This is a genomic window from Streptomyces sp. NPDC058469 (assembly GCF_042721125.1).
Taxonomy (GTDB): domain Bacteria; phylum Actinomycetota; class Actinomycetes; order Streptomycetales; family Streptomycetaceae; genus Streptomyces.
The window spans coordinates 53,123-75,866 of record NZ_JBHXME010000028.1; the positions used below are offsets into that span (position 1 = coordinate 53,123).

16 protein-coding genes and 1 pseudogene are annotated in these 22,744 nt (G+C 69.7%); 12 read left to right on the forward strand and 5 right to left on the reverse strand.

Annotation, left to right across the window (positions count from 1 at the left end):
- The first annotated feature begins 46 nt into the window (after positions 1–46).
- Positions 47–2,332, forward strand: a complete 2,286-nt coding sequence (locus tag ACFWP5_RS15840) for an ATP-dependent RecD-like DNA helicase (RefSeq protein ID WP_384155661.1) — start codon at positions 47–49, stop codon at positions 2,330–2,332.
- 180 nt (positions 2,333–2,512) lie between these two features.
- The gene (locus tag ACFWP5_RS15845) at positions 2,513–3,802 is read left to right on the forward strand and encodes a citrate synthase (protein ID WP_384155664.1); all 1,290 of its coding nucleotides are present in this window, start codon (positions 2,513–2,515) and stop codon (positions 3,800–3,802) included.
- 723 nt (positions 3,803–4,525) lie between these two features.
- On the opposite strand, the gene ACFWP5_RS15850 is transcribed toward ACFWP5_RS15845, so the two are convergent.
- From ACFWP5_RS15850 to ACFWP5_RS15860, 3 genes are all read right to left on the reverse strand, one after another.
- The gene (locus ACFWP5_RS15850) at positions 4,526–6,793 is read right to left on the reverse strand and encodes a heavy metal translocating P-type ATPase (protein ID WP_384155667.1); all 2,268 of its coding nucleotides are present in this window, start codon (positions 6,791–6,793) and stop codon (positions 4,526–4,528) included.
- 110 nt (positions 6,794–6,903) lie between these two features.
- Positions 6,904–7,143 (reverse strand): heavy-metal-associated domain-containing protein, encoded by a 240-nt coding sequence (locus tag ACFWP5_RS15855; protein ID WP_384155669.1) that lies wholly within the window; start codon positions 7,141–7,143, stop codon positions 6,904–6,906.
- 72 nt (positions 7,144–7,215) lie between these two features.
- On the reverse strand, positions 7,216–8,166 hold the full coding sequence (locus ACFWP5_RS15860) for a PrsW family intramembrane metalloprotease (RefSeq protein WP_384155672.1): 951 nt from the start codon (positions 8,164–8,166) through the stop codon (positions 7,216–7,218).
- Positions 8,167–8,227: 61 nt separating this feature from the next.
- On the opposite strand from ACFWP5_RS15860, the gene ACFWP5_RS15865 reads away from it, so the two are divergent.
- The 3 genes and pseudogenes from ACFWP5_RS15865 to ACFWP5_RS15875 all read left to right on the forward strand — a co-directional run bounded on the left by ACFWP5_RS15865 (position 8,228) and on the right by ACFWP5_RS15875 (position 10,029).
- Positions 8,228–8,446: a hypothetical protein gene (locus ACFWP5_RS15865; protein ID WP_384155675.1), complete on the forward strand. Its 219-nt coding sequence runs from the start codon at positions 8,228–8,230 to the stop codon at positions 8,444–8,446.
- A pseudogene (locus ACFWP5_RS15870) lies at positions 8,419–9,017 on the forward strand (MMPL family transporter); the annotation flags it as partial. The gene ACFWP5_RS15865 and the pseudogene ACFWP5_RS15870, both read left to right, overlap by 28 nt.
- The gene (locus ACFWP5_RS15875; RefSeq protein ID WP_384155677.1) at positions 8,986–10,029 is read left to right on the forward strand and encodes a zinc-dependent alcohol dehydrogenase family protein; all 1,044 of its coding nucleotides are present in this window, start codon (positions 8,986–8,988) and stop codon (positions 10,027–10,029) included. The pseudogene ACFWP5_RS15870 and the gene ACFWP5_RS15875, both read left to right, overlap by 32 nt.
- Here ACFWP5_RS15875 and ACFWP5_RS15880 read toward each other — a convergent pair.
- Positions 10,010–10,597: a GNAT family N-acetyltransferase gene (locus tag ACFWP5_RS15880; RefSeq protein ID WP_384155680.1), complete on the reverse strand. Its 588-nt coding sequence runs from the start codon at positions 10,595–10,597 to the stop codon at positions 10,010–10,012. The two genes, ACFWP5_RS15875 and ACFWP5_RS15880, sit on opposite strands and share 20 nt — an antisense overlap.
- Positions 10,598–10,715: 118 nt before the next feature.
- Entirely contained in the window at positions 10,716–10,916 is a 201-nt protein-coding gene (locus ACFWP5_RS15885; RefSeq protein ID WP_019065707.1) for an AlpA family transcriptional regulator, read from the reverse strand.
- A 956-nt stretch (positions 10,917–11,872) separates the two neighbouring features.
- Here ACFWP5_RS15885 and iolC point away from each other — a divergent pair.
- From iolC to ACFWP5_RS15920, 7 genes are all read left to right on the forward strand, one after another.
- Positions 11,873–12,838 carry a 5-dehydro-2-deoxygluconokinase gene (gene iolC, locus ACFWP5_RS15890; RefSeq protein ID WP_384155685.1) on the forward strand — a complete coding sequence of 322 codons (966 nt, stop codon included), beginning with the start codon at positions 11,873–11,875 and terminating at the stop codon, positions 12,836–12,838.
- A 164-nt stretch (positions 12,839–13,002) separates the two neighbouring features.
- A complete protein-coding gene (locus ACFWP5_RS15895) occupies positions 13,003–13,872 on the forward strand; it encodes a deoxyribose-phosphate aldolase (RefSeq protein WP_384155711.1) in 870 nt (289 codons plus the stop codon).
- 10 nt (positions 13,873–13,882) lie between these two features.
- Entirely contained in the window at positions 13,883–14,758 is an 876-nt protein-coding gene (iolB, locus tag ACFWP5_RS15900; RefSeq protein ID WP_384155687.1) for a 5-deoxy-glucuronate isomerase, read from the forward strand.
- Entirely contained in the window at positions 14,755–16,665 is a 1,911-nt protein-coding gene (gene iolD / locus ACFWP5_RS15905; RefSeq protein WP_384155690.1) for a 3D-(3,5/4)-trihydroxycyclohexane-1,2-dione acylhydrolase (decyclizing), read from the forward strand. The genes iolB and iolD overlap by 4 nt, the downstream gene beginning before the upstream one ends.
- Before the next feature lie 14 nt (positions 16,666–16,679).
- Positions 16,680–18,182, forward strand: a complete 1,503-nt coding sequence (gene mmsA / locus ACFWP5_RS15910) for a CoA-acylating methylmalonate-semialdehyde dehydrogenase (protein WP_384155693.1) — start codon at positions 16,680–16,682, stop codon at positions 18,180–18,182.
- 208 nt (positions 18,183–18,390) lie between these two features.
- Complete coding sequence (locus tag ACFWP5_RS15915) at positions 18,391–19,821, forward strand: APC family permease (protein WP_384155696.1); 1,431 nt, start codon at positions 18,391–18,393, stop codon at positions 19,819–19,821.
- A gap of 169 nt (positions 19,822–19,990) precedes the next feature.
- A partial coding sequence (locus ACFWP5_RS15920) for an alpha/beta fold hydrolase (protein WP_384155699.1) occupies positions 19,991–22,744 on the forward strand: 2,754 nt, incomplete at its 3' end.

Genomic DNA, 22,744 nt, shown 5'->3' on the forward strand with positions numbered 1-22,744 from the left:
CCCCTGACCCCACCCCACTGTCACACCCGCCCGGTACCGTCAGATCATGTCCAACCAGGCGGCAAATCCGGGGAACCCCACAGGCGAGCGGCACCTCGCCGTCCTCGAAGGCGTCCTGGAGCGGATCACCTACGCCAACGAGGAGAACGGCTACACGGTCGCCCGCGTGGACACCGGTCGAGGCGGCGGCGATCTCCTCACCGTCGTAGGCGCGCTCCTCGGCGCCCAAGCCGGCGAATCCCTCCGCATGGAGGGCCGTTGGGGATCCCACCCCCAGTACGGCAAGCAGTTCACCGTGGAGAACTACACGACGCTGCTCCCCGCCACCATCCAGGGCATCCGCCGCTACCTCGGCTCCGGCCTCGTCAAGGGCATCGGACCCGTCTTCGCCGACCGCATCACCCAGCACTTCGGCCTGGACACCCTGCAGATCATCGAGGACGAGCCCAAGCGCCTCATCGAGGTCCCGGGGCTCGGCCCCAAGCGGACGAAGAAGATCGCCGACGCCTGGGAGGAGCAGAAGGCGATCAAGGAGGTCATGCTCTTCCTCCAGACCGTCGAGGTGTCCACGTCGATCGCGGTCCGCATCTACAAGAAGTACGGCGACGCGTCGATCTCGATAGTGAAGAACCAGCCGTACCGCCTCGCCTCCGACGTCTGGGGCATCGGCTTCCTCACCGCCGACAAGATCGCCCAGTCCGTGGGTATCCCGCACGACAGCCCGGAGCGCGTCAAGGCAGGCCTCCAGTACGCCCTTTCGCAGGCCACCGACCAGGGCAACTGCTATCTCCCCGAGGAACGTCTGATCGCCGACGCGGTGAAGCTGTTGCAGGTCGACACCGGGCTCGTCATCGAGTGCCTCGCCGAACTCGCCCTCCCGGACGAGGAGTCCGGCGACCCCGGCGTCGTACGGGAGAAGGTCCCCGGCCCCGGCGGCGACTCGGAACCCGTCACCGCCGTCTACCTCGTCCCCTTCCACCGCGCCGAACTCTCCCTCGCCGCCCAGCTCCGCCGCCTGCTCCACGCGGAGGCGGACCGTATGCCCGGCTTCCACGACGTGGCCTGGGACAAGGCGCTGACCTGGCTGAAGGGGAAGACGGGCGTGGAGCTCGCCCCCGAGCAAGAGGCCGCCGTCCGGCTCGCGTTGACGAAGAAGGTGGCCGTCCTCACCGGTGGTCCCGGCTGCGGAAAGTCCTTCACGGTCCGCTCGATCATCGAGCTGGCCCGTGCCAAGAAGGCCAAGGTCGTCCTCGCCGCCCCCACCGGCCGCGCCGCCAAACGCCTCGCGGAACTCACCGGCGCCGAGGCCTCAACTGTCCACCGCCTCCTGGAACTCAAGCCCGGCGGCGACGCGGCGTACGACAAGGACCGCCCCCTGGACGCCGACCTGGTGGTCGTCGACGAGGCCTCCATGCTGGACCTCCTCCTCGCCAACAAGCTGGTGAAGGCGGTGCCTCCAGGGGCACACCTCCTCTTCGTAGGAGACGTGGACCAACTCCCCAGCGTCGGCGCCGGCGAGGTGCTGCGGGACCTGTTGGCGGAGGGCGGTCCGATCCCCGCCGTACGCCTCACGCGCGTGTTCCGCCAGGCCCAGCAGTCCGGCGTGGTCACCAACGCGCACCGGATCAACTCCGGGCAACACCCGGTCACCGACGGCATGAAGGACTTCTTCCTCTTCGTCGAGGACGACACGGAGGAGGTCGGCCGGCTCACCGTGGACGTGGCTGCCCGGCGGATTCCGGCCAAGTTCGGGCTCGACCCGCGCCGGGACGTGCAGGTGCTCGCGCCCATGCACCGGGGACCGGCCGGCGCGGGCAACCTCAACGGGCTGCTGCAACAGGCGATCACTCCCGGCCGCCCCGACCTCCCCGAGAAGCGCTTCGGCGGCCGGGTCTTCCGGGTCGGCGACAAGGTCACCCAGATCCGCAACAACTACGAGAAGGGCGAGAACGGTGTCTTCAACGGCACGGTCGGCGTCGTCACCTCACTCGACCCGGTGGACCAGCGCCTCACGGTGCTGACGGACGAGGACGAGGAAGTGCCGTACGAATTCGACGAACTGGACGAGCTGGCGCACGCCTACGCGGTGACCATCCACCGCTCGCAGGGCAGCGAGTATCCGGCCGTGGTGATCCCGGTCACCACGAGCGCGTGGATGATGCTCCAGCGGAACCTGCTGTATACGGCCGTGACCCGGGCCAAACAGCTGGTTGTGCTGGTCGGATCGCGCAAGGCGATCGGCCAGGCGGTGCGTACGGTCTCGGCGGGACGACGCTGCACGGCACTGGACTTCAGACTGAGCATGAAAAATGATCGATCAAATGAGTCATGAAGGTCACACAGCACTTCCAGATGCCGGGGTGGAGGGGGCAGGATGAACAGGTTGGCGGCACTGAGTGCCGCCAATAGGCCCAATGGTCGACCCCGAGTGCACTCTCCTGCGCCAAATGGGGGATGGTAGAGACAGTCAGGGCAACCTCGAAGAAGAGGCACAACGTCGGTGAGGGATGACGTGAGCGACAACTCTGTAGTACTGCGGTACGGCGACGGCGAGTACACCTACCCGGTGATCGACAGCACCGTCGGCGACAAGGGCTTCGACATCGGGAAGCTCCGCGCCCAGACCGGTCTGGTGACGCTGGACAGCGGTTACGGGAACACCGCCGCTTATAAATCCGCCATCACCTACCTCGACGGTGAGCAGGGCATCCTCCGGTACCGCGGCTACCCGATCGAGCAGCTGGCCGAGCGCTCCACCTTCGTGGAGGTCGCCTACCTGCTCATCAACGGCGAGCTGCCGACCGTCGACGAGCTCACCGTGTTCAAGAACGACATCACGCAGCACACCCTGCTGCACGAGGACGTCAAGAACTTCTACAAGGGCTTCCCGCGCGACGCCCACCCGATGGCGATGCTGTCGTCGGTCGTCTCGGCGCTGTCCACCTTCTACCAGGACAGCCACAACCCGTTCGACGAGAAGCAGCGCAACCTCTCCACGATCCGGCTGCTCGCCAAGCTTCCGACGATCGCGGCGTACGCGTACAAGAAGTCGATCGGCCACCCGTTCGTCTACCCGCGCAACGACCTCGGCTACGTCGAGAACTTCCTGCGCATGACCTTCTCGGTCCCGGCGCAGGAGTACGACCTCGACCCGGTCGTCGTCTCCGCGCTCGACAAGCTGCTGATCCTGCACGCCGACCACGAGCAGAACTGTTCGACCTCGACGGTCCGCCTCGTCGGCTCCTCGCAGGCCAACATGTTCGCCTCGATCTCGGCCGGCATCAACGCGCTGTGGGGCCCGCTGCACGGCGGCGCCAACCAGTCCGTCCTGGAGATGCTGGAAGGCATCCAGGCCAACGGCGGCGATGTCGACTCCTTCATCCGCAAGGTGAAGAACAAGGAGGACGGCGTCCGCCTGATGGGCTTCGGCCACCGGGTGTACAAGTCCTTCGACCCGCGCGCGAAGATCATCAAGGCGGCGGCGCACGACGTCCTCTCGGCCCTCGGCAAGTCCGACGAGCTGCTGGACATCGCGCTGAAGCTCGAAGGGCACGCGCTGTCCGACGACTACTTCGTCTCGCGCAACCTCTACCCGAACGTCGACTTCTACACCGGCCTGATCTACCGGGCCATGGGCTTCCCGGCCGAGATGTTCACGGTCCTGTTCGCCCTGGGCCGCCTCCCGGGCTGGATCGCCCAGTGGCACGAGATGATCAAGGAGCCCGGCTCCCGCATCGGCCGCCCGCGCCAGATCTACACGGGCGTCGTCGAGCGCGACTTCGTGCCGGTCGAGGGTCGCTGAAGCACTCCGCCAGGAACTCCGCTGGGTCCGCAGGTTGTTCGCTGCGGGTCCGGTGGGGGCTGGTCGCGCCCGCGCGGCGGAGCCGCACATGTCACAGCCCCGCGCCCCTGAAGACCAAAAACAGCGGCGCTGTACTGCGCCGGTGACTCAAAGAAGAAGGCGCCCTGCCGACGGTCCCCCCACGGGCCGGCGTACAGGGCGCCTTCCCATGTCCCGGTGCGGATTCCCCCCACGGGATCCGGCCGGGCGTCTTTGAGAACCAGCGCCTGAATCGCTGTAGTGCCGAAGCTCGATAAAACTGAGCTTCGTTGAGCAGAACGAGCAAAACTCCTCGTACTACTGGGTGGTGCCAGTGATGTGTGCGGTCTGCCGGGACATCGCACGACGGGAGGGCCGCTCAAAGCTCCCCGGTGTACGTGTCCCGGCAACGCATCTCTGAGGAAGTCCCCCAAGACATCCTCAGATGCCAGTTCGCGCCCCCCAAGACGCTTGCTGACATCGTCAACTTAGACCTTCGAACCCCTTCGATGGTTACGTTCACATCACTGTGATCTGCGTCTCTTGCATATGTCCGTTAGGTGCGCAAGAGCCCCGATGTCGTGGTCGGGGCCCCAGCGTAAGGATGATGCGCGAGCCTTGTGAAGAGCTTATGTGAGGCCGTCGTCGGTCTCTAGAGGGACTCTTACTTCAGGTTCCCGTAACTCCCGGTAACTTTGCGGAACTTCAGCGAAATGTCCGAAGTCGCAGGCTGTTGGAGACCACGAACACCGACGAGAAGGCCATCGCGGCCCCCGCGATCATGGGGTTCAGCATTCCCGCGGCGGCAAGCGGGAGCGCCGCCACGTTGTACCCAAACGCCCACACGAGATTGCCCTTGATGGTGCCGAGCGTCCGCCGGGACAGCCGGATCGCGTCCGCGGCCACCCGCAGATCCCCGCGCACCAGCGTCAGATCGCTCGCCTCGATCGCCGCGTCCGTCCCGGTGCCCATCGCGAGCCCGAGATCGGCGGTGGCGAGCGCGGCGGCGTCGTTGACCCCGTCGCCCACCATGGCGACGGTCCGCCCCTCGCCCTGCAGCCGTCGTACGACATCGACCTTGTCCTCGGGCAGCACCTCGGCGATGACATCGCCGGGGTCGATCCCGACGGCCGCGGCCACCGCTTCCGCGACCGCCCGGTTGTCCCCGGTCAGCAGCACCGGGGTGAGCCCGAGCGCGCGCAACTCCCGTACGGCCTCGGCACTGGTCTCCTTGACCGCGTCGGCGACAGCGACGACCCCGCGCGCCGCTCCGTCCCAGCCGACCACCACGGCCGTACGTCCACCGCTCTCGGCCTCGGACCTGGCTCGGGCCAACTCCTCCGGAAGGTCGTCGAAGAGGCGCCCCACGGCCACCTCGCGGCCCTCCACGCGTCCACGCACGCCACGGCCGGGCACGTTCTCGAAGTGCTCGGCCGACGGCAGCGGTCCCACCCGCTCCTCGGCGCCCGCCGCGACGGCCCGCGCGACGGGGTGCTCGGAGGCGTGCTCCAGGGCACCCGCGAGCCGCAGCAACTGCCGCTCGTCGGTGCCTTCGGCGACGTAGACCTCTTGGAGGGTCATCCGGCCGGTGGTGATCGTGCCCGTCTTGTCGAGGACGACCGTGTCGACGCGGCGGGTGGACTCCAGGACCTCGGGGCCCTTGATGAGGATGCCGAGCTGGGCGCCGCGGCCGGTGCCGACCATGAGGGCGGTCGGAGTGGCGAGGCCCAGCGCGCACGGGCAGGCGATGATCAGCACGGCGACGGCCGCGGTGAACGCGGCGGCCACGTCGCCGGTGACTGCGAGCCACACCCCGAACGTGCCGACCGCGATCAGCAGCACCACCGGCACGAAGATCCCGGAGATCCGGTCGGCGAGCCGCTGCACCTCGGCCTTGCCGTTCTGCGCGTCCTCCACCAGCCGCGCCATCCGCGCGAGTTGGGTGTCCGACCCGACCCGACTCGCTTCTACGACGAGCCGCCCGCCGGCGTTCACGGTCGCACCCGTGACCGTGTCACCCGGTGCCACGTCCTGCGGCACCGACTCGCCGGTCAGCATCGACGCGTCGACCGCCGAGGCACCCTCGACGACGGTGCCGTCGGTCGCGATCTTCTCCCCGGGCCGTACGACGAAACGGTCCCCGACCGCCAACTCGGCCACCGGCAGCCGTACTTCACGACCGTCCCGCAGTACGGCGACGTCCTTGGCGCCCAGTTGCATGAGTGCGCGCAGGGCCGCCCCCGCGCGGCGCTTCGAGCGGGCCTCCAGATAGCGGCCCAGCAGGATCAACGCGACGACTCCGGCGGCCACTTCGAGGTAGATCGTCGAGGCGCCGTCCGTGCGCGAGACGGTGAGGCGGAACTCGTCGTGCATGCCGGCCATGCCCGCGTCGCCCCAGAACAGCGCCCACAGTGACCAGCCGAACGCGGCCAGCGTGCCGACGGAGACGAGGGTGTCCATGGTGGCGGCGCCGTGCCGGGCGTTGGTGAACGCGGCCTTGTGGAACGGCAGTCCGCCCCAGACGACCACGGGTGCGGCGAGAGTGAGCGCGAGCCACTGCCAGTTGTCGAACTGCAGGGCCGGGATCATCGAGAGCAGCACGACGGGCGTGGCGAGGAGGGCGGAGACGGTCAACCGCTCGCGCAGGGAGGCGAGTTCGGGATCGGGGGCGTCCTCGGGGGTGTGCTGGGTCTCCGGCTCCGGCGGCGCGGGTTCCTCGGCGGTGTACCCGGTCTTCACCACGGTCGCGATGAGGTCGGCGACCTGGATGCCCGCCGGGTAGCTGACCTTCGCCTTCTCCGTCGCGTAGTTGACCGTGGCGCTGACGCCGTCCATGCGGTTGAGCTTCTTCTCGACGCGGGCCGCGCAGGAGGCGCAGGTCATCCCGCCGATGAGCAGCTCGACCTCGGCGGCGTCGGGGGCCGCGGCTATGGGTGTCTCTGCGGTGGTGCCGATCGTGGTGGTACTGGTCATGTCCGGACTCCAGACATCGGACCGGACCGTGCGGAGCCAGTATCAGCTGGTCGGCACGGCCCGGTCGGAAAACCGACGTGTGGTGCTGATGCTCTTCGGGCCGACGTTGATCAGACCTGGCCGACGAGCTCGAAGCCCGCCTCGTCGACCGCCGCGCGGACGGTCTCGTCGTCGAGCGGGGCGGCGGAGACGACGGTGACCTCGCCGGTCGACGCGACGGCCTTCACCGAGGTGACGCCGGGCAGCCCGGAGATCTCGCCGGAGACGGAGCCCTCGCAGTGTCCGCAGCTCATCCCGCTCACCTTGTAGACGGTGGTGACGGAACCCTGGGTGTCGGTCTGGGCGGTCATGTCGTTCTCCTCGTAGAGGCGTGTGGGGTCGGAGTGGTCCACAGTGGCTCACTCTGTCCCCAGAGTATACCCCTAGGGGGTATTTCTCCAAGAGGGGTCGCGCCGGGCCAGCGACCGCACCCAGGCGGTGCCGAGCAGGGCCACGAGCACCATCCCGCCCACCGAGAACATCGTGAACAGATGCTCCTGTTGGTCGGTCGGCCTCGGGATGTATCCCTGGGCGAACAGCTGCTTGTCCAGGCCCGTGCCCGACAGTCGCGCGACCAGCCAGATGGCGATGCCGTGCGTCGAGTCCCACAGGGCGTGCAGCAGCGAGACGCCGAGATACGTGTCGACGACCGGGGCGGTGAAACGGAAGCGCCCGTTCAACTGCCGGTAGGTGAGCAGGACGCCACCCGCGATCGCCGTCCACAGGCCGTGCCCGAAGGGCGCGAGGACCCCGCGCAGGATCTCGGTCTCCAGGAGCGCCCGCAGATCGATGCCCTTGGTGGAGACGGCCGCGTTGAAGGCGTACCCGGCGCTCTCCAGGGCCGCGAAACCGAAGCCGACCGTCGCGCCGAGCACCAGCCCGGCGCGCATCCCGTGCAGCCGCGGCCGCCGGCGCAGCACGAACATCAGCGCACCCAGCTTCACGGCCTCCTCGATGAGACCGACGCCGACGAACATCCACAGGGAGGGGTGCAGCAGGTAGTACTCCATCACCGAGGCGCCCAGCACCCCGAGCGTGCCGCCGGTCAGGAAGCAGCCCAGGATCACGCTGACGCCGAGATCGCGCCCGTGCCGCTCGTACGCCCACAGGACGAAGGTCACCGGCACCAGGAAGCTGCCGAGCAGGATCAGCGTCGGCAGGAGGGTGGTGTTCTTCGTCGCGTACGTGACCAGCGCGGTCAGCACCCACAGCGCCAGCCCGCCGCCCAGGCAGTGTTTCCACAGGCCGGTGCGGATCTGGGGGTACGTCGGCGGCGGCTGCTGCGGCCCGGGGATACGGGCCCGGGGCGCGCCGGGCGGCGGAGAGTAGGTCACGGCAAATCCCCTCGTACTCCTACAGGGCAGATTTACCGGCACTTTATGGTAGATACGCCTCATGCCGCAGTCCGGGACGCTCATCCTGATCACGGCCATCGCCGTACTGGCACCCCTGTCGGCCTACACGTTCGGCCGCCGGCTCCCGGTCCCGCCGGTCATCTTCCAGATCCCGCCGGGCATCCCGGTCGGCCCGGACGTACTCGGCTGGGCGGGCGACGGGTGGGTGATCGACGCCCTCTCCGGCCGGTGCCTGGCGGTGTTCAGGGCCGTGCCCTAACCCACGCTCTCCGTGTGTACAAGGCCGAGATCGCCCAACTCCCCGAAGTGGCACGGGTGGACGGCCCCCTGGTGAAGGGCGACTCGGCGTACTTCACGGTGCTGCCCAAGGGCGAGGCGGTCGACGCCGCGGCCCAACCACGGACACCCCCTTCACCACCAAGGTGACCGGCACGGCGGCCGTCCTGGTCGACTTCAAACACGCGATAGCCACCTGCCTGCCCTGGGCGGCCGTCCTCATCGCCGTCGTCACCCTGGTGGTGATGGTCGCGATCGGCACCTCCCGGGTCACCGACACCAAGATGCTGGGCCTGGGCATCGCCCTCGCGGTACTGATGGACGCGATGGTCGTCCGGAGCCTGCTGGTCCCGGCGGTGATGAAGCTGACAGGAAGGGCGACTTGGTGGGCGCCGGGCCCCTTGCGACTCTTCCATGAACGGTTCGGTGTCAACGAGGGGGGAGAGAACCTGCCTGGGGGCGCGGGGAACGGCGCGACCAGCCACGATGTACCCGCAGACCGCAACGGCGATGGGAGCCCAAATGAAAGCGGTGGTGTTCGAGCAATACGGTGAACCCGCCGAGGTACGCGAGGTACCGGACCCCCACCCTTCAGCCCACGGAGTGATCGTGAGGGTGGAGGCCACCGGCCTCTGCCGCAGCGACTGGCACGGCTGGCAGGGCCACGACCCCGACATCACGCTGCCCCACGTACCGGGCCACGAACTCGCCGGTGTGGTCGAGACGGTGGGCCCCCGGGTCACCGCCTGGCACCCCGGCGACCGCGTCACCGTCCCGTTCGTGTGCGCCTGCGGAACCTGCCCCGCATGCGCGGCGGGCGACCAGCAGGTGTGCGAGCGGCAGACCCAGCCGGGCTTCACTCACTGGGGCTCCTTCGCCCAGTACGTGGCGCTGGACCACGCCGACGTGAACCTGGTCGCGATGCCGGACGAGATGTCCTTCGCGACGGCGGCATCGCTGGGATGCCGGTTCGCCACGGCGTTCCGCGCGGTGGTGCAGCGGGGCCGGGTCGCCCCGGGGGAGTGGGTCGCGGTGCACGGCTGCGGGGGAGTCGGACTGTCGGCCGTGATGATCGCGGCGGCGTCGGGAGCCAGGGTCATCGCGGTAGACATCTCACCCCAAGCACTCGCGCTGGCAAGGAAGTTCGGGGCGGCGGAGTGTGTGGACGGCACGCGGGCCCCGGACACGGCGCAGGCGGTACGCGCGCTGACGGGCGGTGGCGCCCACCTCTCCCTGGACGCCCTGGGCTCCCCGACGACCTGCGCCGCCTCGGTGAACGGCCTGCGCCGCCGAGGCCGCCACATCCAGGTCGGCCTCCTCCCCTCCCCGTCCGGCACGACTCCCGTCCCCATGGCCCGCGCGATCGCCCTGGAACTCGAACTCCTCGGCAGCCACGGCATGGCGGCCCACACCTACCCGCCCATGCTCGAACTGGTCCGGACGGGAGTACTCCGCCCCGACCTCCTGGCCACCGCCACGATCACCCTGGACGAGACCCCGGCGGCACTGGCCGCGATGGGCACGGCGCCGGGAGCGGGGGTGACGGTCATCGAGCCGTGGAGTTGAGCGTGGCCTCGGGGTATCCGCGGTGCACGCTCCACTCGCGGTCCAGTACGCCCATGACCACCTCGTCGACCCACTCCCCGTCCCGCAACTGGGCCTCGCGCCGCACGCCTTCGACCACGAACCCGACCTTCTCGTACACCCGCCGGGCCCGGTGATTGTGGCCGTAGACCTCCAACTGGACGCGATGCAGCCCCAGTTGTTCGAATCCGTACCCGACGATCAGGCGGGTCGCCTCCGTGCCGATGCCCCGGCCGCGGCCCCGGGGGCCGATGAGGGTGCGGAAGGTGCAGCTGCGGGCGGCGGGATCCCACTCGTAGAGGACGACCTCGCCGAGGAGTTCTCCGGTCGCGGGGTCGGTGACGGCGAGGTCGAGGCGGTCGGGCTGGTCGGCCCGGGACGCGTACCAGGAACGCAGCCGTTCCGGAGCCAGTTCGGTTGACGGCTCGAAGGTGAAACGGATGACCTCCGGGTCCTGGATCAGCTGCCAGATGTGGTCGGCGTCCGACGCGGTGAAGGGGCGGAGGACGGTCTTCTCGCCGGTGAGGACGGGTTTGGCGGAGAGGTTCATCCGGGGATCCTCGGCCGCGGTCGGTCGTACCGGCAACCGAATTGCCCCGCCCGCGGACGCGACCGGAGGGACCGGCGCGGTACCGGGCCCCGGTACCGCGTCAGCGCGCCGGCTCGGGTCAGTCGTCTCTACGACCCCGGTTGCCCGGGCGGGAGGCGACCCAGGCTCGGACCGTGTCGGCGTACCAGTACGGCTTGCCGCTCTCCACGTGGTCGGGCGGGGGCAGCAGGCCGTGCTTGCGGTAGGAGCGGACGGTGTCGGGCTGGACGCGGATGTGGGCCGCGATTTCCTTGTACGACCAGAGCCGTCGGTCGGTCATGAGTGCACCTCCCTGCGCGCGCCGCGGCGGCGGCCGGGGGCGGCCGTCGGGGGAGCCGTGCGCTGCGCTGGCGATCACAAAGCCTGTCCTCGGTGAACGACACGGAGTGAAGGACGGGAAGTGCCTGTCGACCGGGTGTGACGCAAAACCCGCGTACACGCGATATGTGTGACACGAAGGGGGCTTTTGTGACACAGGTGACGCAAAGGCGCACGCGGGCGCAAAGGCGCGGCGCGTTGACTATCGCCGAAATCTGTTGGCTGTCACCGAAAGCCAGGGTCGGCACAGCGAGGGTCGGCAAAGCCAGGGTCGGCACAGCAAGGTGGGCCCGACCCGCTGCGCCGGGCCCGGCCCACCGACTCCCGCATCCCCGGCCCCGTTGACCCACTGGAGGCCCGCGCATCCCCAGGGATCAACCGCCCAGGCGCTCAGCCTGCATCACCGCGCCCGGCCGGTCTTGGAGAAATCCGCACCGCGCCCCGGGTCCGCACCAGCTCCGACCAGGCCCGCACGACCCGCTCCGAACTCGGTGTACAGGCCGCCGACCAGCGGGTCAACACGTCGTCCAGCAACCCGAATCGAGCCGCCTACAGTGCTCACCGAGCGCCGCAGCGGTCGTAGGCCCGCAGAACACGGACCCCAACGTGGCCGCCCCGATCGGCGCCTCCGGCCGGGCGGGACCGCAGCGCCCCGAAAGGGGCGCGGGGCTGTATCGATGGACGGCTCCGCCGCGTGGGCCCGACAAGCCACAGCGGGCACGCACCCGACAAACGACCGTCGTCATGACCGTCAGAATGCAAGCCCTTACCCTCAACCTGCCCCTGTCTCGTCCGAATGTCTGGACAAAACATTGACAGGGCTCGGGGCGCGGGACTACAAACCGTGGAGAGCCGAAACGAAGCCGCTCCGCATCCGGTCCTCAGGGGGGCCGGAGGTGAGGGCGCGAAGGGAAGTCGATGGCGTACGACCTGATCACCATGGGGCGGCTAGGGGTGGACCTCTATCCGCTGCAGACGGGCGTGCCGCTGCCCCAGGTGACGACCTTCGGGAAGTTCCTCGGCGGCTCGGCGGCGAACGTCGCGGTCGCCGCCGCCCGGCTGGGCCGCGAGGTGGCCCTGGTCTCGCGCACCGGCGACGACCCCTTCGGCACCTACCTGCACGAGGCGCTGCGCGACTTCGGAGTCGACGACCGCTGGGTCACCCCGGTCCCCGGACTGCCGACCCCGGTCACCTTCTGCGAGATCTTCCCGCCGGACGACTTCCCGCTGTACTTCTACCGGCAGCCCAAGGCCCCGGACCTGGAGATCGACGCCCACGACCTCGACCTGGACGCGATCCACGAGGCCCGCATCTTCTGGATCACCGGCACGGGCCTGAGTGAGGAACCCAGCCGTACGGCCACGCTCGCGGCCCTCGCCCATCGCACGAAGTCCGGTACGACGGTCTTCGACCTCGACTGGCGGCCGGCGTTTTGGAAAGATGCAGCCTGGAAGGACCCGAGCGAGGCCCGCCCCTTCTATGAGGAGGCCCTCCGCCATACGACCGTCGCCGTCGGCAACCTCGACGAGGTGGAGGTCGCCACCGGCGTACGCGAGCCGCACGCCGCCGCCCGCGCGCTCCTGGACGCCGGTGTCGAACTCGCCGTAGTGAAGCAGGGCCCCAAGGGCGTCCTCGCGGTCAACCGGGACGGCGAGTCGGCCGAGGTGCCCCCGCTGCCCGTGACCGTCCTCAACGGACTCGGCGCCGGTGACGCCTTCGGCGGCTCGCTGTGCCACGGCCTGCTGGCCGGCTGGGATCTGGAGAAGATCATGCGGCACGCCAACGCGGCCGGCGCGATCGTCGCCTCCCGCCTGGAGTGCTCGTCCGCGATGCCCACGGTCGCCGAGGTCGAGGGCGCGATCGCCGCCGGAGCGGTCCTGTGAGGGCCGGCCGCGTGGCGGGCGCCGAGCACGGGGGCGAGCGGGAGAGCGAGTACGAAGGCGGAGACGGCGTGACGCACGCACACGTGGACAACGAGGACGGGGACAGCGTCGCGGGCCCCTCGGGCCATGAAGGCGCCACCGCCGTCACCGGCCCCCGCGTCGACATCTCCGAGCTCGTCCGCGTCCGCACCCGGCACCCCGAGGCGATCGCCGAGGCCGCCGCCCGACGGGTACGCCGTCCGCTGCTCAACGACGCCGGCCGGCTGATGATCGTCGCCGCCGACCACCCGGCCCGCGGCGCGCTCGGCGTCGGCGACCACAAGTTCGCCATGGCCAACCGCGCCGAGCTCCTCGAACGGCTCTGTCTGGCCCTCTCCCGGCCCGGCGTCGACGGCGTCCTCGCGACCGCCGACATCCTCGACGACCTGCTGCTCCTCGGCGCCCTCGACGGCAAGGTCGTCATGGGCTCGATGAACCGCGGCGGCCTCCAGGGCGCGACCTTCGAACTCGACGACCGCTTCACCGGCCACCGCGCCCAGGACATCGAGCGCCTCAACTTCGACGCGGGCAAGCTGCTCCTGCGCATCGACTACGACGACCCGGGCTCCCTCACCACCCTGGAGTCCACCGCCCGCGCCATCGACGACATGGCCGCGCGTCAACTGCCGCTGTTCGTCGAGCCGTTCATCAGCCGCCGTACGGACGAGGGCAAGCTGAAGAACGATCTCTCCGCCGAGGCCGTCATCAAGTCCATCGCCATCTCCTCGGGCCTGGGCGGCACTTCGGCCTACACCTGGCTCAAGCTCCCGGTCACCGAGAACCCGGACGACATGGCCCAGGTCATGGAGACCTCCACCCTCCCCGCGGTCCTCCTCGGCGGTGAGGTCGGCGACGACCAGGACGGCGCCTACGAGAAGTGGCGCGGCGCCCTCCAACTCCCCACCGTGCGCGGCCTGGTGGTCGGCCGCTCGCTGCTCTACCCGGCGGACGGAGACGTCGCCGCCGCCGTGGACACCGCCGTAGGGCTGCTGTGAGGGCCGCGTTATGACGACCGTCGAGCCGTACGTCCCCGAGCTGTACGTCCCGAAAGGCTCCGCCGCCAACGCGCAGTACGCCGTGGACATCGACCCCAAGCGGGCCGGCTGGACCCACAGCAGTCTGCGGATCGTCGAGCTGGAGCCGGGCGGGACACACCACTTCACCACCGGTGACAGCGAGTGGATCGTGCTTCCGCTCTGCGGTGGATGTACCGTGCGAATTGTGGACGAAGAGTTCCAACTCCTGGGCAGGGAAAGCGTGTTCGCCGGAGTCACCGACTTCGCGTACGTGCCCTGCGACGCCCAGGCCAAGATCGCCTCCGGCGCGGGAGGCCGCTTCGCCCTGGCAGGAGCGAAGTGCGAGCGACGACTCCCCGCTCGCTACGGCCCCGCGCCGGAGGTTCCGGTGGAACGACGCGGCGACGGCACCTGCCTCCTCCCCCACGCTCGAACAACCTCGCGCGGGGGGACCCCCACCGTCCGCAACTTCGCCTCGGCCGACGCCTTCGACTGCGACAAGCTGATCGCCGTCGAGGTGATCACCCCCGGCGGCAACTGGTCCTCGTATCCGCCGCACAAGCACGACGAACAACGGGCGGGCGAGGAAGTCGAGTTGGAGGAGATCTACTACTTCGAGATCGACGGCCCGAACGGTTTCGGCTATCAGCGCGTATTCCCCTCCCGTGAGGGCGGATCCGACGTCCTCGCGGAGGTCCGCTCCGGCGACGCCGTGCTCGTGCCCGATGGCTGGCACGGCCCGTCGATCGCCCAGCCGGGTCACGACATGTACTACCTGAACGTCATGGCGGGGCCGGGTGGAACGAGGGAGTGGCGGATCTGTTTCCACCCGGACCACGTTGAAAGCACAGGTGGTTACCGATGACCTCGACGACGAGGCTGACGGTCGCACAGGCACTCGTACGGTTCCTGTCCGTCCAGTACACCGAACGCGACGGCGTACGGCGGCGGTTGATCGGCGCGACCTGGGGCATCTTCGGCCACGGCAACGTGGCGGGCCTCGGCCAGGCGCTCATCGAGCACGCGACGGCGCCCCATGGGGAGACAGCCCCCGCGATGCCGTTCCACCAGGGCCGTAACGAACAGTCCATGGTGCACGCGGCAGTTGGCTACGCGCGTCAGTCGAATCGCCTCTCCGCACACGCCGTGACGACATCGATCGGCCCCGGCGCCACCAACCTCGTCACCGGCGCCGCGCTCGCCACGATCAACCACCTCCCGGTCCTGCTCCTCCCCGGCGACACCTTCGCCACCCGCGTCGCCGACCCCGTGCTCCAGCAACTCGAAGTCCCGTACGCGGGCGACGTGTCGGTCAACGACTGTCTGCGCCCGGTGTCGAGGTACTTCGACCGGATCAACCGCCCCGAGGCACTGATCCCGGCGGCACTCCAGGCGATGCGGGTCCTGGCCGACCCCGTGGAGACCGGAGCCGTAACTCTCGCTCTCCCACAGGACGTTCAGGCCGAGGCCCACGACTGGCCGGACGAGTTCTTCGCCGAACGCACCTGGTACGTAAGGCGACCGGCCGCCGACCCGGCCGAACTCGCCGAGGCGGTAAGGGCAGTTCGCGAGGCCAAGAGGCCGCTCATCATCGCGGGCGGCGGAGTCCACCACAGCCGCGCCGAAGCCGTCCTCGCCGAGTTCGCCGCCGCCACGGGCATCCCGGTCGCCTCCACGCAGGCCGGCAAGGGCTCCTTGAACCACGACCACCCCCAGGACGTCGGCGGCATCGGCCACACCGGCACCGCGACCGCCGACGAACTCGCCCGCCTGGCCGACCTGGTGATCGGCATCGGCACCCGCTACACCGACTTCACCACCGGCTCCCGCACCCTCTTCGAACGCCCCGGCGTCCGCTTCCTCAACCTCAACATCGGTGCCTACGACGGCCACAAGCTCGCCGGACAGCCACTGATCGCGGATGCCAGGAGTGGACTGGCCGCGCTGGCCGAGGAGTTGGGCCGCGACGAGCACCGGGTCACCGCGTCGTACATCGCCGAGTACCGCGAGGACAAGGAGCGCTGGGAACAGCGCGTCGACGCCTGCTACGAGGCCGAGGAACCCGACGTACGCCCCACGCAGCCACAGGTGTTGGGCGCGCTGGACGAGATCGTCGACGCGTCGGACATCCTCATCAACGCGGCCGGTTCGCTCCCCGGAGATCTGCACAAGCTGTGGCGGACGCGGTCGTTCGACCAGTACCACCTGGAGTACGGCTACTCCTGCATGGGCTACGAGATCCCGGCCGCGATCGGCGTGAAGCTGGCCGCCCCGGACCGGCCGGTGTGGGCGCTGGTCGGTGACGGCACGTACCTGATGATGCCGACGGAGATCGTGACCGCCGTACAAGAAGGCATCGCGATCAAGGTGCTGCTGATACAGAACCACGGGTACGCGTCGATAGGCGGCCTGTCGGAGTCGGTGGGCGGCGAGCGCTTCGGCACGGCGTACCGCCACCGTTCCCCTGAAGACGGTTCCTACACCGGCGCCCGGCTGCCCGTCGACCTCGCCGCCAACGCGGCCAGCCTCGGCATGCGCGTCCTGCGCGCGAAGACCGTCAGCGACCTGCGCGAGGCACTCGCCGAGGCGCGGGCCGCGGACACTCCCACATGTGTCTACGTGGAGACCGAAACGGCAGACACTGTGTCGGGCGCGCCTCCCGCGCAGGCCTGGTGGGATGTACCTGTGGCCGCGACCGCGACCCGATCGTCCGCGGTCAAGGCACGTGAGCTGTACGAACGGCACGTCTCCACCCGACGCCGCCATCTGTGAAGGAGTATCTGGGCATGACGAAGATCGTCAACCACTGGATCGGCGGCAAGTCCGTCGAAGGCGCGTCGGGCACGTACGGGCCGGTCACCGACCCGGCGACCGGCGCCGTCACCACGAAGGTCCCCTTCGCCTCCGTCGACGAGGTCGACGCGGCCGTGGCCGCCGCCAAGGACGCCTACGCGACCTGGGGCACCTCCTCGCTCGCCAAGCGCACCACGATCCTGTTCAAGTTCCGCGCGCTGCTGGACGCCAACCGGGACGCGATCGCGGAGCTGATCACCGCCGAGCACGGCAAGGTGCACAGCGACGCGCTGGGCGAGGTCGCGCGCGGCCTGGAGATCGTCGACCTGGCGTGCGGGATCACGGTGCAGCTGAAGGGCGAACTGTCGACCGAGGTCGCCTCACGGGTGGACGTCTCCTCGATCCGCCAGCCGCTGGGTGTCGTCGCGGGCATCACGCCGTTCAACTTCCCGGCCATGGTGCCGATGTGGATGTTCCCGCTCGCCATCGCGACCGGCAACACCTTCGTCCTCAAGCCCTCCGAGAAGGACCCCTCGGCGTCCCTGAAGATCGCCGAACTCCTCGCGGAGGCAGGCCTGCCCGACGGCGTCTTCAACGTCGTCAACGGCGACAAGGTGGCCGTGGACCGCCTCCTGGCCCACCCGGACGTGAAGGCGGTCTCCTTCGTCGGCTCCACCCCCATCGCCCGCTACATCCACACCACCGCCGCCGCGAACCACAAGCGCGTCCAGGCCCTGGGCGGCGCCAAGAACCACATGCTGGTCCTCCCCGACGCCGACCTGGACGCGGCGGCCGACGCGGCCGTCAGCGCGGCCTACGGCTCGGCCGGCGAGCGCTGCATGGCCATCTCGGCCGTCGTCGCGGTCGGCTCCATCGGCGACGAGCTGGTCGAGAAGATCCGCGAGCGCGCCGAGAAGATCAAGATCGGCCCCGGCAACGACCCCACCTCCGAGATGGGCCCCCTCATCACCAAGGTCCACCGCGACAAGGTGGCCTCCTACGTCACCGGCGCGGCGGCCGAAGGCGCCGAGGTCGTCCTGGACGGCACCGGCTACACGGTCGAGGGCTTCGAGGACGGCCACTGGATCGGCATCTCCCTGCTCGACAAGGTGCCGACCACCGCGAAGGCGTACCAGGACGAGATCTTCGGCCCGGTGCTGTGCGTCCTGCGCGTCGAGACGTACGACGAGGGCGTGGCCCTCATCAACAGCTCGCCCTTCGGCAACGGCACCGCGATCTTCACCCGCGACGGCGGCGCCGCCCGCCGCTTCCAGCTGGAGATCGAGGCCGGCATGGTCGGCGTCAACGTCCCCATCCCGGTCCCCGTCGGCTACCACAGCTTCGGCGGCTGGAAGGACTCCCTCTTCGGAGACCACCACATCTACGGCAACGACGGCACCCACTTCTACACCCGCGGCAAGGTCGTCACCACCCGCTGGCCGGACCCGGCGGACGGCCCGTCGGGCGTGGACCTGGGCTTCCCGCGCAACCACTGATCAACACCGAGCAGCACCGAGTGGGGCCGTCCGTATCGCGGACGGCCCCATTTTTTCGCCTACGACACCTGCGGTTCCCGTACCGAGCCGAACCGGGCCCAGCACTGCCTCCGGGTGCCGAATAAGACACTCAGACCGGTCTGGATCAACGGATTCCGTAGGTGAACACCCATTGACGTGATGGTTTCCGTCAATGTTCCATCAGCGCGTGACCGACACCCTCCCCACTGCCGAGGCCGCCGTTTCCGAGGCGTCGTCGGACAGTCCCCAGAGTCCTCAGGGCCGGGGTCCCCAGCCCCAGAGCCCGCAGAAGCTGAAGCGTTCCATCGGCATCGTCGGCGGCACCCTCCTCACGCTCTCCTGCGTGACACCGGCCTCCACGCTCTTCGTGGTCGTCCCCGACCTGTTCGGCTCGCTCGGCACCGCGACCGCCCTCACGATCGCGATCGGCTCGGTCCTCTGCATCGCCGTGGCGTTCTGCTACTCGGAACTGGGCACCCTCATCCCCAGCGCGGGCGGCGAGTACGCCATGGTGTCGACCCTGGCGGGCAGGCTCGCGGGCTGGCTGGTCTTCGTCCTGTCCCTCCTGGTCGTGATGATCGTCCCGCCGGTGATAGCGATGGGCACGGCGGACTACCTCGCCCCGATAGCCCACCTGAACCCGTCCCTGACCGGCGCCGGCGTGATGCTCCTGGCCACGCTGGCGGGCCTGTTGGACCTGCGCGCGAACGCCTGGATCACCGGCATCTTCCTGGTCCTGGAGGTCATAGCGGCAGGTGTCGTAGCCCTCCTGGGCTTCACGCACAGCCAACGAGGCCTGGGCAGCCTGACGTCGATGCAGGTCGCCGGGACGGGCGGCCACACGGACACGGTCACGGCGATGCTGGTGGTCTCCGGCCTGGCGATCGCACTCTTCGTCACCCAGGGCTTCTCGACAGCGGTCTACCTCTCCGAGGAGTTGGAGAACCCCCGCCGCAACGTGGCCCGCACGGTCCTCGCCACCCTCGCGATCTCCACGGTGATCATCCTGGTCCCGGTGGTCGCGATCACGATGGGCGCGTCGGACCTCTCGACGCTGACGGGCGGCGACATCGGAGCGATGGTCACGGCCTGGTCCAACTCGGCGGTGGGCACCTTCGTCAGCCTCTGCGTAGCCCTGGCGATCATCAACGCCGGCATCGTCATGGTCATCCAGAACTCCCGCGTCCTCTTCGCCTCGGCCCGCGACAAGGCCTGGCCCGCCCCGGTCAACACCGTCTTCTCCAAACTCGGCCGCTTCGGCTCCCCTTGGGTGGCCACCCTCGCGGTCGGCATCCCCGGCGCGATCCTCTGCTTCGTCAACCTCGACACCCTCTACGGCGTGACAGGCGTCTCGGTGACGGGCATGTACCTGCTGGTCGCGGTAGCCGCCCTGCTCTCCCGACGCGGATCACACCGCCACACGCACGCGTGGCGCATGCCCCTGTGGCCGTCGATCCCGCTCCTGCTCATCGCGGTACTGGCCTACATCCTCACCCAGCAGGAGACGACCTACTTGCTGTGGACGGGCGGGATAGTGACGGTGGCCACTCTCTACTGGGCCCTGTACCTACGCCCCCGAAGGGAGACCCGCTGGCTTATCTCAATCCCGGAGAACTAGAGGTCTTTTAGGGGCGCGGGGAACTGCGCGACCAGCCACAACGAACCCGCACTCGGCACTCAACAGAAGCCCCCACCCCCATAGCCGTACACCAACCGCGGTACACACCTCACCCCGGTTCACCCCAGGGTCTGCCCCAACTGTCAGAGACGCCCCGTACCGTTGACGCATGGATCTTCGACTGCCCGGGCTGCAAGGCCTACGACGACTACGACACCCCCGGCGCTGGCTAGCAGCCACCGCAGCCGTCGTCGTGCTCGCCGCCGCCGGCACCTGGACGGCCGCAGCCTCGGACGACGCACCCCCAGTCCACCAAACAGACCGAGTGATGGCGATCGACGGCGTCAGCCTGGACACCTCGTACTTCACAGACGGCGGCACCGCCCGCCGCCCCGCCATCCTGCTAGCCCACGGCTTCGGCGGCAGCAAGGACGACGTACGACAAGAAGCCCAAGACCTCGCCAGAGACGGCTACGCGGTACTGACCTGGTCGGCGCGCGGCTTCGGCAAGTCGACCGGCAAGATCGGCCTGAACGACCCGGCCGGCGAGGTCAAGGACGTATCGAAGCTGATCGACTGGCTGGCCAAGCAGCCGGACGTCCAGCTCGACAAGCCCGGTGACCCCCGCGTGGGCATGGCGGGCGGTTCCTACGGCGGAGCCATCTCCCTCCTGGCCGCCGGATACGACGACCGGGTGGACGCGATCGCCCCGGCGATCACGTACTGGAACCTCGCGGACGCGCTGTTCCCGAACGGCGTCTTCAAGAAGCTCTGGGCCGGCATCTTCATCAACTCCGGTGGCGGCTGCGCCAAGTTCGAGCCCGCGCTGTGCCAGATGTACGACCGGGTGGCCGAGTCCGGCACGCCGGACGCCGCGGCCCGCGCGCTCCTGGAAGCCCGTTCACCGTCGGCCGTCGCCACGCACATCAACGTGCCGACACTCCTGATCCAGGGCCAGACCGACTCCCTCTTCCCGCTCGGCCAGGCCGACGCGGCCGAGAAGGCGATCCGCGCGAACGGCGCTCCCGTGGACGTCGACTGGATCGCGGGCGGCCATGACGGCGGCGACATGGAGACGAGCCGCGTGCAGGCGCGCGTGACCTCCTGGTTCGACCGGTACCTGAAGGACGACAAGAACACCGACACCGGCCCCGCCTTCCGCGTCACCCGCACCGGCGGCGTCGACTCCACGGACGGCGCCGCCCTGCTGCGCGGCGCGAGCGGCAGCGCCTACCCCGGCCTGGAGAGCGACCCGCGCGCGATCACCCTGACCGGCCGCCGGGAGCAGTCCTTCACCAACCCGGCAGGCGCCAGCCCACCCGCCATCTCGGCCCTCCCCGGCCTCGGCAGCACCGGCGGCCTCTCCCAGCTGTCCTCCCTGGGCATCGGGATCTCCCTCGACTTCCCCGGCCAGTACGCCGCGTTCAACTCGGCGCCCGTCACCAAGAGCCTCCGCATCACCGGTTCGCCCACGGTCACCGTCCACGTCAAGTCGACCAGCGACGACACAGTCCTCTTCGGCAAGGTGTACGACGTAGGCCCGGGCGGCACCCAACAGGTGCTCCCCTCCCAGCTGGTGACCCCCCTCAGGGTCGAGGGCACCAAGGCCGGCAAGGACGTCACGATCACCCTCCCCGCCATCGACTACGACGTCCAGAGCGGCCACCACCTGCGCCTGGTCCTCGCCTCGACGGACCTCGGCTACGCCTCCCCGGCGGCCCCGGCGACGTACACCGTCACCCTGAAGAGCGACCTCAAGGTGCCGACGGCCCCCGGCGTCACCACCGCGGCGGCGACCCTGCCGTCCTGGGTCTGGTGGCTCCCGCTCGCGGGCGCGGCGGCCGCGCTGGCCCTGCTGCTGACAGGACGCAGGCGTACGGCGTCGACACCCCCCGACCCCGCGCTGGCCGAAGTCCCGCTCCAGATCACCGACTTGAGCAAGCGGTACGCGAAGTCGGCGGACCGGTACGCGGTACGGGACCTGTCCTTCCGCGTAGAGAAGGGCCAGGTGCTCGGCCTCCTGGGCCCGAACGGCGCGGGCAAGACGACCACCCTGCGCATGCTGATGGGCCTGATCAAACCGGACGCCGGCGAGATCAGGGTCTTCGGGCACGCGATCCGCCCGGGCGCCCCCGTGCTGTCCAGGGTCGGCGCCTTCGTCGAGGGCGCGGGCTTCCTCCCGCACCTCTCCGGCCGCGAGAACCTGGAGCTGTACTGGCAGGCCACGGGACGGCCGCCGCAGGACGCCCACTTGGAGGAGGCCCTGGAGATCGCGGGTCTCGGCGACGCGCTCGCCCGCGCGGTCCGCACCTACTCCCAGGGCATGCGCCAGCGCCTCGCCATCGCCCAGGCCATGCTCGGCCTCCCAGACCTCCTCATCCTCGACGAACCGACCAACGGCCTCGACCCGCCCCAGATCCGCGAGATGCGCGAGGTGATGATCCGCTACGCGGCGGCCGGCCGCACGGTCATCGTCTCCAGCCACCTCCTCGCGGAGGTCGAGCAGTCCTGCACCCACCTCGTGGTCATGGACCGCGGCCGCCTCGTCCAGGCGGGCCCGGTAGCGGAGATCGTCGGCTCCGGAGACACCCTCCTCGTCGGCCTGGCGGCCGACATCCCCGACCCCCTGGTGGAGAAGATCGCGGCCCTCCCGGACGTGGAGTCGGTGACACGCGCGGAGGGCGGCCTGCTGCTGCGGCTGGCTCCCGGCGACGCCTCGTTGTCCGGCGACCGCCCGGCAGCCCGCGACGGTCTGGCATCCGGTGACCACCCGGTACCAGTTGGCCAACCGGCGTCCGGAGACCGTCTGGTGTCCGCCACCTCCCCGGCGGGCGGCGCGAGCGCGGCTGTCGGCGCGGTTGCCGCAGCCACGCCGGGCGGCGCCGTCGCCGAGGCTTCCGAGGCGACGCGCGGCCTGCCCGGC